The organism is Streptomyces sp. cf386, assembly GCF_900103585.1.
Lineage (GTDB): Bacteria > Actinomycetota > Actinomycetes > Streptomycetales > Streptomycetaceae > Streptomyces.
Window position 1 is genome coordinate 147,517 of the sequence record NZ_FNHV01000011.1, and the last position, 13,749, is coordinate 161,265.

At 72.1% G+C, this 13,749-nt stretch carries 9 protein-coding genes; all 9 read right to left on the reverse strand.

What is annotated here, in order from left to right; all coding sequences use genetic code 11:
* Position 1 precedes the first annotated feature (1 nt).
* The 9 genes from BLU79_RS27595 to BLU79_RS27630 all read right to left on the reverse strand — a co-directional run bounded on the left by BLU79_RS27595 (position 2) and on the right by BLU79_RS27630 (position 13,694).
* Entirely contained in the window at positions 2 to 1,648 is a 1,647-nt protein-coding gene (locus BLU79_RS27595; RefSeq protein ID WP_093908625.1) for an alpha/beta hydrolase, read from the reverse strand.
* A 169-nt stretch (positions 1,649 to 1,817) separates the two neighbouring features.
* Complete coding sequence (locus BLU79_RS27600) at positions 1,818 to 3,023, reverse strand: DNA polymerase III subunit delta' (RefSeq protein ID WP_093908626.1); 1,206 nt, start codon at positions 3,021 to 3,023, stop codon at positions 1,818 to 1,820.
* Between the two features lie 121 nt (positions 3,024 to 3,144).
* Entirely contained in the window at positions 3,145 to 6,393 is a 3,249-nt protein-coding gene (tmk, locus tag BLU79_RS27605) for a dTMP kinase (RefSeq protein WP_093908627.1), read from the reverse strand.
* Positions 6,394 to 6,605: 212 nt separating this feature from the next.
* Positions 6,606 to 9,428: a type I DNA topoisomerase gene (gene topA, locus BLU79_RS27610; RefSeq protein WP_093908628.1), complete on the reverse strand. Its 2,823-nt coding sequence runs from the start codon at positions 9,426 to 9,428 to the stop codon at positions 6,606 to 6,608.
* A 247-nt stretch (positions 9,429 to 9,675) separates the two neighbouring features.
* Complete coding sequence (locus tag BLU79_RS27615) at positions 9,676 to 9,873, reverse strand: hypothetical protein (protein WP_093908629.1); 198 nt, start codon at positions 9,871 to 9,873, stop codon at positions 9,676 to 9,678.
* A gap of 195 nt (positions 9,874 to 10,068) precedes the next feature.
* Positions 10,069 to 10,644, reverse strand: a complete 576-nt coding sequence (locus tag BLU79_RS48365; RefSeq protein ID WP_256333504.1) for a septum formation family protein — start codon at positions 10,642 to 10,644, stop codon at positions 10,069 to 10,071.
* A 757-nt stretch (positions 10,645 to 11,401) separates the two neighbouring features.
* Positions 11,402 to 11,689, reverse strand: a complete 288-nt coding sequence (locus tag BLU79_RS50085; protein WP_371131948.1) for a protein kinase domain-containing protein — start codon at positions 11,687 to 11,689, stop codon at positions 11,402 to 11,404.
* Positions 11,690 to 11,817: 128 nt separating this feature from the next.
* Positions 11,818 to 12,060: a hypothetical protein gene (locus BLU79_RS49255; RefSeq protein ID WP_256333494.1), complete on the reverse strand. Its 243-nt coding sequence runs from the start codon at positions 12,058 to 12,060 to the stop codon at positions 11,818 to 11,820.
* An 89-nt stretch (positions 12,061 to 12,149) separates the two neighbouring features.
* Positions 12,150 to 13,694, reverse strand: coding sequence for a DUF7059 domain-containing protein (locus BLU79_RS27630; protein WP_093908631.1), 1,545 nt, complete (start codon positions 13,692 to 13,694; stop codon positions 12,150 to 12,152).
* Positions 13,695 to 13,749 lie beyond the last annotated feature (55 nt).

Sequence of the window (13,749 nt, forward strand, 5' to 3'; positions counted from 1 at the left end):
CTCAGCAGCGCTTCTCACGGGTGGGCGGCGTGCCCCGCAGGAGATACGCGTTGATCGTGTTGTCGACGCACTTGCTGCCCCGCCCGTACGCCGTGTGGCCGTCCCCCTCGTAGGTGACGAGGCGGGCCGAGGAGAGTTGGCGGGAGAGGGCCTGGGCCCAGCGGTACGGGGTCGCCGGGTCGCGGGTGGTGCCGACCACGACGATGGGGGCCGCGCCCTTCGCCTCGATGCGCTGCGGCTCGCCCGTCGCGGCCACCGGCCAGTACGCGCAGTTCAGGGTGGCCCAGGCGAGGCCCTCGCCGAAGACGGGGGACGCCTTCTCGAAGGCGGGGAGGGATGCGCGGACCTCGTCGGGGGTGGCGAAGGCCGGCGGGAGGTCCAGGCAGTTGACGGCCGCGTTGGCGAACATCAGGTTGGTGTAGTCGCCGTCGGCGTCGCGCTCGTAGTAGCTGTCGGAGAGGGCGAGCAGGCCCGCGCCGTCGTTCTTCTCCATCGCCTCGGAGAGGGCGTCGCGCAGTTGGCTCCAGGCCCCCTCGTCGTACATCGCCGCGATCACGCCGGTCGTGGCGAGGGATTCGCCGAGCCTACGGCCGTCCGGGTCGCCGGTCGGGACGGGCTTCGCGTCGAGCTTCCGGAAGAAGGACTTGAGGTTCCTGCCGACCTGGGCGGCCTTGGTGCCGAGCGGGCAGTCCGACTGCCGCACGCAGTCCCGCGCGAACGCCTGGAACGCCGTCTCGAAGCCCGCCGTCTGGTCGAGGTTCATCCTGCGGGCGGGCAGGGAGGGGTCCATCGCGCCGTCCAGGACGAGCCTGCCCACCCGGTTCGGGAAGAGCCCGGCGTACGTCGCCCCGAGGAAGGTGCCGTACGACGCCCCCACGTATGTCAGCTTCTTGTCACCCAGCGCCGCCCGCAGGATGTCCATGTCCCGGGCCGCCTCGGCGGTGGAGAGGTGGCGCAGGACGTCGGGCGAGTCCGCTCCGCAGCCCTCCGCGAACTTCTTGTACGCGCCGACCAGTTCCTCGGTCTCCTTCTCGTCGTCGGGCGTGAAGTCCGTCTGCGTGTAGCGGTCCATCGCCCGCCCGTTGAGACATTCGACGGGCTCGCTGCGGGCGACTCCGCGCGGGTCGACCGCGACCATGTCGTAGCGGGCGCGGACGCCGGCCGGGTAGCCGATCGCCGCGTACTGCTGGAGGTAGCCGATCGCCGAGCCGCCCGGGCCGCCCGGGTTCACGAGCAGCGAACCGAGCCGCTCGCCCGGCCCCGTCGCCTTCTTGCGGGCCACGGCGAGGCGGATGCTGTCGCCGTCCGGCTCCGTGTAGTCGAGCGGCGCCCGCATCGTGGCGCACTGGAAGCCGGGCGCCCCGCAGCTGCGCCAGTTCAGCTTCTGCCCGTAGTACGGCGCGAGCGCGGCCGGCGTCGACCGCGGCAGCGCGGCCAGAGCCGCCTCGGCCGCCGGGCTTCCCGAGTGCGTCGACCCACCGGAGGTGCAGGCGGAGACGAGCAGCGTGGCTGCGGCGAGGAGGGCGCCGAAGGTACGGGTCCGCCGGGAGACCGAACGGTCGCCGCCATGGCTGCGGTGGGTGCTTGTGCGGCCGTGCCCGGTCGGGCTCGCGCCCGGGCTGACTGGAGAGCTGCGCCTGGTGTACATCAGGCGAGCGTAACTCTGTGCAGTGGTTTGGATGCGTTGTGTGCGCATCGTGGCTCGTACGAGTTACATGGTCAACCGAGCTGCAGGGTCGAACGACAACGAGCCGCATGGCCGATCGAGCCGCACGGTCAATGTGCCGCGGCGCGACTCGGCCCGCTCGCGGAGCGACTCAGCCCGCTCTGAGAGCCATCGTCATCGCCTCCACCGCCAGCAGCGGCGCCACATTGCGGTCGAGCGCGTCGCGGCAGGCGGCGATCGCCTCGATGCGGCGGAGCGTCGCCTCCGGGGCGCTGTCGCGGGCGAGGCGGTCCAGGGCGTCCTCGGCGTCGGTGTTGGCGAGAGCGATGCGGGTGCCGAGCTGGAGGGCCAGGACGTCTCGGTAGAAGGCGGTGAGGTCGGTCAGCGCGAGGTCGAGGCTGTCGCGCTGCGTCCGCGTACGGCGCCGCTTCTGCTTGTCCTCCAGCTCCTTCATCACGCCCGCCGTGCCGCGCGGCATCCTGCCGCCCTGAGCCGCGCCCAGGGCCGCCTTCAGCTCCTCGGTCTCCTTGACGTCGATCTCCTCGGCGAGCTGCTTGGCGTCCTCCGAGGCGGCGTCGACGAGCTCTTGGGCGGCCTTGAGACAGCCGCCGACGTCACCGACCCTCAGGGGCAGCTTGAGCACGGCGGCCCGGCGCTCGCGGGCGGCCGGGTCGGTGGCCAGGCGGCGGGCCCGGTCGACGTGCCCCTGTGTCGCGCGGGCCGCCGCCGCTGCGACGTCGGGCTCGATGCCTTCGCGTCGTACGAGCATGTCGGCGACGGCGTCGACCGAGGGCGTCCGCAGGTTCAGGTGGCGGCAGCGGGAGCGGATGGTGGGCAGGACGTCCTCGATGGAGGGGGCGCAGAGCAGCCAGACCGTGCGGGGAGCGGGCTCCTCCACGGCCTTCAGCACGGCGTTCGCGGACTTCTCGTTCAGCCGCTCGGCGTCCTCGACGAGGATGACCTGCCAGCGGCCGTTCGCCGGCGAGGTGAACGACTTGCGGACGGTGTCGCGCATGTCGTCGGCGAGGATCTGGGTGCCGACGGCGGCGACGGTGGTGACGTCGGCGTGCGTACCCACCAGCGCCGTATGGCATCCGTCGCAGAAGCCGCATCCGGGGGCACCGCCGAGCGCACGGTCGGGGCTGACGCACTGCAACGCGGCGGCGAAGGCCCGCGCCGCCTGGTTCCGGCCCGCCCCGGGTGGCCCGGTGAACAACCACGCGTGCGTCATCTTGGACGCCTCGGGGAGCGGTGCGTCGGTGGCGACGGCGGTGACGAGGGCGTCGGCGTCCCGAGCGGCAGCGCCCAGCTGCTCACTGACCCGCTCCTGCCCCACGAGGTCGTCCCACACGGTCATGGGTCACGCCGCCTTTCGTCACACTCCGCCTTGCCCGATCCATTGTGCGGGGCGGCACTGACAACCGGGGTCGGGTGGCCTTGCGCAGCCGGCTCGGGCGGCCCGTGTCCGGAACCGGACTTCAGCCCCGCCGACCCCGCCCCCGGCCGCCCTCGTCGCCGTACTCGTCCTCATGCGGGCCCAGCAGCTCGTCCGCCAACGTCGGCAGATCGTCCAGCGGCGTCTCCTCGGCCCAGTCGGAGCGAGCCCTGCGCCGTGGCGCCCCCGCCTCGTCGACCTGAGGAAGCTCACGCGTACGGTCCTCGTCCCGGAAGAGCCCCCGCGGAACCCGGTCCGCGGGCCCCTCCCCCGACACGGGAGGCAGCACCGCCGTCTCGTCCGCGGCACCCGGAGGAACGGGCGGGAGCACAGCCGTCTCATCGGCCGCACCAGGGGCGACAGGCGGGAGCACAGCCGTCTCGTCGGCCGCACCCGGCGGCACCGGCGGCAGCACCGCCGTCTCGTCCGCCGCTCCCGAAGGCGCCGGCGGCTGCGGCAGCTTCGCCGTCACCTCGGACTCGGACTCCCCGGCAGCACGGCCACCGGAAGACCGCTCACCGCCCGCCTCCCGCCGGTCCTCGTCACGCACCGGCCGCAACACAGTCGTCTCATCCGACGCCCCACCGGGCACCTGCCCCGGCGTCACCACCGGCGTAGGCACGGTCAGCGCCTCCCCGGCGGCAGCCCCGGCCGCAGGACCCGCCGGCTTCGGACCCGCCTCCGCCGCGGCAGCCGCCTGCTCCGCCAGCCGTCGGGCCTCCTCGGCCCGCAGCAGAGCCTCCTCGGCCTTGCGCTGCTTCTCCAGGCGTCGTGCCTCGGCCTCGGCGTGAATGCGGGCCTCTTCCTCGGCCTGCTTGCGGCGCCGTTCCTCCTCGGCCTTGCGGCGTGCCTCTTCCTCGGCGCGCACCTTTTCCTCCGCGAGGAGCCGCTGCCGCTCCTCCTCGGCACGCCGACGCGCTTCCTCGGCCCGCAGCCGGGCCTCCTCCGCCTGCCGTTCGGCCTCGCGCCGCTGCGCCTCCTCCAGCTCGCGCCGCTTGCGCTCCTCCTCCTCGGCGCGCAGCCGGGCGAGCTGCTCCTGGCGCTCGCGCTCCAGGCGCTCCTCCTCGGCCTTGCGGGCGGCCTCTTCCTCGGCCTTGCGGCGGGCCTCCTCCTCGGCCTTGCGGCGCGCTTCCTCCTGCGCCTGGATCTCCGCCTCGGACAGTGGCAGCATCTGGTCGAGCCGGTGCCGGATGACCGTCGTCACGCCCTCCGGCTCCTGGCCCGCGTCCACCACCAGGTACCGGCCGGGGTCGGACGCGGCCAGCGTCAGGAAGCCGGAGCGCACGCGCGTGTGGAACTCGGCCGGCTCCGACTCCAGCCGGTCCGGCGCCTCGGTGAACCGCTCGCGGGCGACCTCCGGCGAGACGTCGAGCAGCACGGTCAGATGCGGGGCGAGTCCGTTCGTCGCCCAGCGGTTGATCCGGGCGATCTCGGTCGGGGACAGGTCACGTCCCGCTCCCTGGTACGCCACCGAGGAGTCGACGTACCGGTCCGAGATCACGACCGCGCCGCGCTCCAGCGCCGGCCGGACCACCGTGTCCACGTGCTCCGCGCGGTCCGCCGCGTACAGCAGCGCCTCCGCCCGGTGCGACAGCCCCGCGCTCGACACGTCCAGCAGGATCGACCGCAGCCGCTTGCCGACCGGCGTCGCCCCGGGCTCGCGCGTGACCACGACCTCGTGGCCCTTGCCGCGGATCCACTCGGCGAGCGCCTCGGCCTGGGTGGACTTCCCGGCGCCGTCGCCGCCCTCCAGGGCGATGAAGAAACCGGAGGTCGCGGGCACCTGCTCGGGGTCGTCGCCACCGAGCACCGCGTCCCGCAGGTCCTGCCGCAGCGGTACGCCGGAGCGGTCGTCGACCTTGGCCAGCACCAGCGCGGCCACCGGCAGCAGCAGCGCCCCGACCAGCATCAGCGTGAACGCGGCGCCGCCGTGCGCGAAGAGGAACTTGCCGCTCTCCAGCCGGTGCGGCCCGATGAGCGCGGCCACCAGCGGCGCGATCACCGCGCCGAGCGCCACGCAGACCCGTGCGACCGCGTGCAGATGCTCCGTCGTCCGCGCCCGCCGGAATTCCTCGGCCTCCTGATCCAGCAGGGTGTGCCCGGTGTTGGCGGCCACGCCCGCGCCGATCCCGGCCAGCGCGATGATCAGCAGCACGGTGGTGACGTCCGGGACGAGGCCGGCGGCCAGCAGCGCCACGCCGGTGAGGGCGATCGCCAGCGCCAGCAGCCGTCGCCGCGACAGCGCGGGCAGCACGGAGGGCGCCTTACGGATGCCGACGACCACGCCACCGGTCAGCGCGAGCACCAGCAGGCCGTACAGCACCGGCCCGCCGCCCAGGTCCTTGGCGTGCAGCACGGCCACGGCGACCGCGGCGGACACCGCCCCGGTGACGGCCGCGCACGCCGTCACCAGCAGCGGGATCGCGCCGGTACGGCCCTTGTCGACGCCCGAGCCGGTCTTCGGCCGGCGCAGCCCCTCGAGCGGCGACCGCGCGCGCGGGGTGCGCGTGTCGGGCAGCTCCAGGAAGATCAGCACGGACAGGGACGCGGCGAACAGACCGGCCGCGACATACGACGCGAGGGCCGCCTGGTGCTGCTCGAACCAGTCGAGCCCGGCACCGAGCAGGTTGTTGAGCAGGGCAGCGACGACGAGTGCGGCGGCGGCCAGCGGGATCGCCACGAAGCCCGTACGCAGCGACAGGCGGCGCAGGGCGTCCATGTGGTCCGGTAGCGGTCGTACCGTCGCGCCCTCCGGCGGCGGGGGCGGCAGCAGCGCGGGCGCCGCGCTCTCCCGGCACACCGTCCAGAAACGCTCGGCGACGCCGGTCACGAAGACGGTGACCAAGAGAACGGCCAGCGCGTTGTCCGGCGTCCAGTCGATCCACAGGGGCGCGACGATCAGCAGGCCGACCCGCAGGCCGTCCGCGCCGACCATGGTCCAGCGCCGGTCGAGCGGGCCCTCCTGGGAGGTGAGCGATGTCAGGGGGCCCAGGAGTACGGCGCCGAAGAGCAGCGTGGCCAGGATGCGCACACCGAAGACGGTCGCCACTGCGAACGCCACGCCCCGGTACCCACCGCCGAACGACCCCTCCGCGATCGCCGCCTGAAGTGCCAGCAGAACCAGCACAAGAAGGGCGAGGATGTCGCCGACACCGCCCACCAGCTGCGCGCTCCAGAGCCGCTTGAGCTGCGGTCGGCGCAGGAGGGCGCGGACGGCACGCTCGCGGGAGTCCGCGGCCAGGGAGTCGTCGGGGGCAGTGTCTTGAGCCGTTGTCTGCTCGGCACGGGTCATGCTTTCAGCCTATCGGGACCCACCGACAGCCCGGCGGGCGCGCCCGAACGCACGCACGACCCGACACCAAACTGATGCCGAGGCGTTCGTTTTGCGAACCGGAAGTGAAGAACCGGAACGTCAACCGGCCTCCATAAGAACCAGTTTGGTCCTCACGGAGACCGGTCGGCCCTCGTGATGAGGGCGGTTCAGCCGTCTGGAAAGGGGCTGGTTCAGTCGTCCGTCGCCGTCTTGGAAGCCGCCGCCTTCTTCGCCGTCGTCTTCTTCGCGGCCGTCGTGGTCTTCTTCGCCGCGGTCTTCTTGGCGGCCGTCTTCTTGGCCGGGGCGGCCTTCTTGGCGGCCGTCTTCTTCGCGGGGGCCTTCTTCGCCGTCTTCTTGGCGGGCCCCTTCGCGCGCTTCTCGGCGAGCAGCTCGAAGCCACGCTCCGGGGTGATCGTCTCGACGCTGTCGCCGGAGCGCAGGGTCGCGTTGGTCTCCCCGTCGGTGACGTACGGCCCGAAGCGACCGTCCTTGACGACGACCGGCTTCTCGCTCACCGGGTCGGTGCCCAGCTCCTTCAGCGGCGGCTTGGCGGCCGCACGACCCCGCTGCTTGGGCTGGGCGTAGATCGCCAGCGCCTCTTCGAGGGTGATCGTGAAGAGCTGGTCCTCGGTCTGGAGCGAGCGCGAGTCCGTGCCCTTCTTCAGATACGGCCCGTAGCGGCCGTTCTGCGCGGTGATCTCCTGGCCCTCGGCGTCCGCGCCGACGACACGCGGCAGCGACATCAGCTTCAGCGCGTCGTCGAGCGTCACGGTGTCCAGCGACATCGACTTGAAGAGCGAGGCCGTACGCGGCTTCACGGCGTTCTTGCCGGTCTTCGGGGTGCCCTCGGGGAGCACCTCGGTGACGTACGGGCCGTAGCGGCCGTCCCGGGCGATGATCTGGTGGCCCGTCTGCGGGTCGGCGCCCAGCTCGAAGTCGCCACTCGGCTTGGCGAGCAGCTCCTCCGCGAGCTCCACGCTCAGCTCGTCCGGCGCCAGGTCCTCGGGGACGTCCGCGCGCTGGTGGTTCTCGGAGTCCTTCTCGCCGCGCTCGATGTACGGGCCGTAGCGGCCGACCCGCAGCACGATGTCGTTGCCCACCGGGAACGACGACACCTCGCGCGCGTCGATCGCGCCCAGGTCGGTCACCAGCTCCTTGAGGCCACCGAGGTGGTCCCCGTCGCCGTTGCCGGCGTCGGCCGCGTCGCCGTTGCTGATGCCCTCGCCGAAGTAGAACCGCTTCAGCCACGGCACCGCCTGCGCCTCGCCGCGCGCGATGCGGTCGAGGTCGTCCTCCATTTTGGCGGTGAAGTCGTAGTCGACGAGCCGCCCGAAGTGCTTCTCCAGGAGGTTGACCACGGCGAAGGACAGGAAGGACGGGACGAGTGCCGTGCCCTTCTTGAACACATAGCCGCGGTCGAGGATCGTGCCGATGATCGACGCGTACGTCGACGGGCGGCCGATCTCGCGCTCTTCCAGTTCCTTGACGAGCGAGGCCTCGGTGTAGCGGGCCGGGGGCTTGGTGGCGTGCCCGTCGACCGTGATCTCCTGGGCGCTCAGCGCGTCGCCCTCGGCGACCTGCGGCAGCCTGCGCTCGCGGTCGTCCAGCTCGGCGTTCGGGTCGTCGGCACCTTCGACGTAGGCCTTCAGGAAGCCGTGGAAGGTGATCGTCTTGCCGGACGCGCTGAACTCGACGTCCCGCCCGTCGGCCGCAGCGCCGCCGATCTTGACCGTGACCGAGTTGCCGGTCGCGTCCTTCATCTGCGAGGCGACCGTCCGCTTCCAGATCAGCTCGTAGAGCTTGAACTGGTCGCCGGTCAGCCCGGTCTCGGCAGGCGTGCGGAAGCGGTCGCCGGAGGGGCGGATCGCCTCGTGCGCCTCCTGCGCGTTCTTGACCTTCCCGGCGTAGGTGCGCGGGGCGGACGGCAGGTAGTCGGCACCGTACAGCTGCGTGACCTGGGCGCGGGCGGCCGCCACGGCGGTGTCGCTCAGCGTCGTGGAGTCCGTACGCATGTAGGTGATGTAGCCGTTCTCGTACAGCTTCTGCGCGACCTGCATCGTGGCCTTCGCGCCGAAGCCGAGCTTGCGGCTGGCCTCCTGCTGCAGCGTCGTCGTACGGAACGGGGCATACGGCGAGCGGCGGTACGGCTTGGACTCGACGGACCGCACCGAGAACTGCGTGTTCTCCAGGGCGGCGGCGAGGGCGCGGGCGTTCGCCTCGTCGAGGTGGAGGGTGTTCGCGCTCTTGAGTTGTCCCAGGGAGTCGAAGTCGCGGCCCTGCGCGACCCGCCTGCCGTCGACGGTCTGCAGGCGGGCGACCAGCGACGACGGGTCCGACGAATCCCCCGCGCGGCCGGTCGCGAAGGTGCCCGTCAGGTCCCAGTACTCAGCAGAACGAAACGCGATGCGCTCGCGTTCCCGCTCGACGACGAGTCGGGTGGCGACGGACTGCACACGGCCCGCCGACAGACGCGGCATGACCTTCTTCCACAGGACCGGCGAGACCTCGTAGCCGTAGAGGCGGTCGAGGATGCGGCGGGTCTCCTGGGCGTCGACCAGCTTCTGGTTCAGCTCGCGCGGGTTGGCGACAGCGGCCTGGATCGCGGCCTTGGTGATCTCGTGGAAGACCATCCGCTTGACCGGGACCTTGGGCTTGAGCACCTCCTGGAGGTGCCACGCGATGGCCTCGCCCTCGCGGTCCTCATCGGTGGCGAGGAAGAGCTCGTCGGAATCCTTCAGCAGGTCCTTGAGCTTCTTGACCTGCGCCCTCTTGTCGGCGTTGACCACATAGATCGGCTCGAAGTCGTGCTCGACGTCCACGCCGAGGCGGCGCACCTCGCCGGTGTACTTCTCCGGCACCTCCGCGGCGCCGTTGGGGAGGTCGCGGATGTGCCCGACGCTCGCTTCGACTACGTAGCCGGGGCCCAGGTAGCCCTTGATCGTCTTCGCCTTGGCAGGCGACTCGACGATGACGAGTCGGCGGCCGCCCTGTGCGGTCTCGCTGGTCGGGGACAACTTCGCTCTTCTCTCCGGTCGACGCTGGGCCTCCCCGGGGTCGCTGGACCCTGGGGTCGGGTGGTGGTGACGCTGCGGAGTGTGACGGTACATCCCGCCCCGTTGTCAAACGGGAAAAGCCCGCAACGGCCACTCGAACGGTAACCCGACTTCCGCCATTCCTGCCGCCCGGAGTGCCCACCGGCCTTTTCGAGCCTTTCCGGAAGTGGGCCTCCCAATTATCCGCCGCCCAGCTCATGGGCCGTTCTCAGAGGCGGGTGAAGCACCACGTTCCGAGGGTCAGCGCGATCACCGAGACCAGGCCGGCCAGCGTCGCCGATGCGACGGGGCTCACACCCTGAGCGACGGGCCGGCGCTGCCGTACCCGGACCGCCGTCCACACCAGCAGCCCTCCTCCGAACAGGGCGAACACCACCCCAGCGAAGATCGCCGGTCCTCTCTCCATGGTTCCGCTTGCCCCTTTTCTCCCGTCCACGACCGCCCAGCCCGGCGAGGCTGACACGCGCGGACGGCGCACAGGCGAACCTCAGGTGAACGCGGGGCCGACGCGGCTGTGGACTCTCAACGCCCCGTGTTCCCGCCCACCACAGCAGCCCCACCCCCCTCCTCCCCCTCCTCCCCCTCATGGACCTCACCCACCTCAGACCTCACCGGGCGCGGGTATCTTTCCGGTCGTCTTCTTGGCGTCGGACCTGCTGACCGTGCACACGACCTTGTTGAAGCCCTGTTCCCAGTCCTCCTCGTCCACGATCCAGCCATAGACGGTCCGCTCCGGACCCGGCGCCCAGACCGACTCGAATTTGTTCCCGCACAGCTCGGTGGCGTTGTCGGAGCCGTTCTTGTGGCTCATTTCGCCGGGCGCCTGAACCATGCCTATGACCTGGTCGGTGTGCGGTTCGGCGCAGTCGATCAACGGAGCGTTGTAACCCTCGTCCTCTTCCTCGTAGACCCAGCGGTCGCCGACGCTCATCTGCCCGACCCACAGGTTCTCGCCGTCGTCGCGGAAACGGCCCACCTCGCCGCCTATCGCGGCATGCCGCCCGAGTACGAGACATGCCGTACCGCTGTTCGCCGCGGCGAACCCCTCGTTCGTCGGTACGACGACGTAGCCGGCCGCGTCCGGCAGCGCTTCGGCGATCGCCGTGCTCTGGTTCGCGCAGCGCCGGGCGCCCCCCGCGCGGGCGTCGGCGAAGTCGGTGGCCGTGTCGACCGCCACGACCTGCCCGTCCGGCCAGTCGTCGTCGCAGGTCCACGACCCCGAGGTTCGGCACCGACTTGAAGGGCGTCCCCGACCACACCGCCCCGGCGCCGATCCGGGCGTCTCCCCGGGCAAGGCGGGACCGCCGACTGCGCGACCACCGGCTCCTGGGCCACCGCCACCGGATTCACCGGCTCCCTGCCCGTCAGCTCCCGGACCACCGGCTGCCGGAGCGTCACCGCGTGGACCACCCACCGCCGAACCACCCACCACCACACCACCGACGCCTGACCCACCGCCTCCCGGAACGCCTGTCCCCGGAACGTCCGAACCTCCCGCCCTGGACCCGCCCGGACCCGCAGGCCCTTCCGAGCCCTCATGCCCGGCGACCCCACCCGCCCCACCACCCCTGCCAGCCCCCCCACCCGACACCCCCGTCGGAGTGCCCGGTGTCTGCGGGGTGTTCGGAGTCGGGCCCGCACCCGGCGTCTGCGGGGCACCGGACGCCGGTCCAAAACCACCCGGCGCCCTCGGCGGCACCCCGAGCCCTGCACCCGACACGCCCGCCGCCCCGGCGCACCCGGCACCCCCGCCGCCCCCGGCGTCCCTAATGCCCCTGCCACCCCCAGCACCGCCCATCCCAACCCCCGCCCCAACACCTCCTGCGCCGACCGCCGCACCAGGTCCTTCACCAGCAACCCCTGCAGCACAGGCGCCAGTTCGCCCACCCGGACCGGCGGCGTCGGGTCCTCGTCGAGCAGGGCCGTCAGCGTCGCTAAGTCCCCGTGGCGGTGTAGTCGGTGAGCAGCACGCGCGCGTAGGGGTCGCCCGAAGCGTTCGGCGCCAGAAGGATGTTGGCCGGTTTCACATCCCTGTGGAGGATGCCGATCCGGTGCCCGGCGGTCAGCGCGTCGAGCAGGGCGAGCCCGACGCGGGCCGCCTGAACGGGCGTCAGCGGCCCGGAACTCCGTACGATCTCCTGAAGGTCCACCGCGCCCGGCACGTACTCCATGACGATCCAGGGCAGCCCCTCGTGCACCACCACGTCGTGCACCGTCGCCACATGCGGATGCCCGCGCAGCCGCGCCGCGTGCTGGGCCTCGCTGCGGGCGCGGGCGATGCGAGGTCTCGCTCGCGTCCATCGGCACGTCCGGGAGCGCGATCTCCTTCATCGCGACGTCGCAGGCCAACTCATCGTCGTGCGCGCGCCGCCTGCTGCCATGTTCGAAGAGGCTCAGCAGCAGTACGGCGAGGAGCAAGTACCCGGCGCGGAAGGGCCTCGCCGACGGTCTGCATCCAGTGCGGCAGGGGCGGCGACAACAACTCGGCGAAGTAGCGCAGGTTGTCGACGGCGGAGAGCCACTCGTACAGGCCTGGGTCGGCGCCGAAGACGTAACCGATCAGCCGTCGTACGGCAACGGGATCGCGGACCACGTCGTGCCCGAAAACCCGGTCACCGCATCCTCCCGCCATCCCCGACAGTCACGGTCAACGCACCCTCCCGCCACCCCCGACAGTCACCGTCACCGCCCGCCGGCCGGCTCCAGGAACCCCTGCTCCACCAGCAACCGGATCTGGGCGGGCGTACGGTCACGCAGCAACACCGGGTCCTCGCCCATCAGTTGGGCGATCGCGTCCAGAATGCGGCCCGCGCTCAGCGAACCGTCGCACACGCCCGCGAACCCCGCGCCGACCGTGTCCACCTGGGTGGCCCGGCGCATGCCGCGGTGCTGGCGCAGCACGACGTGCTCCGGGTCCTCGGCGCCGGGCAGCCCGACCTGCTCCTGCACGATCTCGCCGACGAGCCTGAAGTGGTCCTCCAGCAGGGCCGCGTCGTCGCGGACGCGCAGGTAGTCGAGCCGCTCGAAGTGCGCCCGGACCGTGTCGCCGAGCGGCTGCTCGACCGGATGCGGCCACTCCTCCACCGTGATCGAGGGCACGGCGGCGGATGCCTTCCGCAGGGTGATCCACCCGAACCCGACGGCCTTCACCTTGCGCGCCTCGAACTCGTCCAGCCACGCGTCGTACCGCGCCTGGTACTCGGCCACGTCACCCCGGTGGTCACCGGCGTCCCTGAGCCACAGCTCGGCGTACTGAGAGATGTCCTGGACCTCGCGCTGCACGATCCAGGCGTCACACCCGCGCGGCACCCACGACCGCAGGCGGTCCTGCCAGTCCTCCCCCTCCACGTGCTGCCAGTTGGCGAGGAACTGCGCGAATCCGCCCTCGTTCAGCCGCTCCCCCGCCCCCTGAACGATCGAGCGGCACAGATCGTCCCCGCCCATCCCGCCGTCGCGGTAGGTCAGCCGCGCGCCCGGCGAGATCACGAAGGGCGGGTTGGACACGATCAGGTCGTACGTCTCGCCGTTCCTGAGCGGCTCGAACAGCGAGCCCTCCCGCAGCTCCGCGGCCGGCGCACCGGACAGCGCGAGCGTCAGCGCGGTGATGTGCAGCGCGCGCGGGTTGAGGTCGGTCGCCGTCACGCGCGTGGCGTGCTGCGCGGCGTGCAGCGCCTGGATGCCGGAGCCGGTACCGACATCGAGGGCGGAGGCGACGGGCCTGCGGACCGTGATGCCGGCGAGCGTCGTGGAAGCCCCGCCGACCCCGAGGACGACCCCCTCGCCCTTGTTCCCGATGCCGCCCGCCCCACCGACCGCGCACCCCAGGTCGGACACGATGTACCAGTCCTCGCCCCCGGGCCCGCCGTACGGTCGTACGTCCACGGTCGCGGCGAGGTCGCCGTCGGCGTCACCGGAGTGCTCGCCGACCCTGACCAGCCACCCGCTCTCCAGGCACGCGTCGACAGGCAGAACGCCCGCCACGCGCGCGTGCGGCACGGGCTGCTGCAACAGGAACAGCCGTACGAGCGCCTCCAGCGGTGTGTCTCCGCGGGTCGCCCGGAGCGCGGGCACGGTCTCGCTCCGCGCGAGCGCCGCGTACGCGGGCGCGCCGAGCAGTTCGAGCAGCCCGTCGGCGGTGAAGGAGGCCCTGAGCAGGGCATCCCGCAGCCGGGCGGCGACGTCGGGGCGATCGGAGGCGGGCAGGGCGGACAGACTGGAGTCACTCACGCCCTCATTGTGACCCGCGCCCGGGCCCGCCCGCCCCGTGAAACCTCAGCAGCCG

Excerpts from the sequence above, each read along its gene's own strand:
- BLU79_RS27595 (WP_093908625.1), bottom strand. The coding sequence starts at position 1,648 with ATGTACACCAGGCGCAGCTCTCCAGTCAGCCCGGGCGCGAGCCCGACC.
- BLU79_RS27600 (WP_093908626.1), bottom strand. The coding sequence starts at position 3,023 with ATGACCGTGTGGGACGACCTCGTGGGGCAGGAGCGGGTCAGTGAGCAG.
- tmk (WP_093908627.1), bottom strand. The coding sequence starts at position 6,393 with ATGACCCGTGCCGAGCAGACAACGGCTCAAGACACTGCCCCCGACGAC.
- BLU79_RS27615 (WP_093908629.1), bottom strand. The coding sequence starts at position 9,873 with ATGGAGAGAGGACCGGCGATCTTCGCTGGGGTGGTGTTCGCCCTGTTC.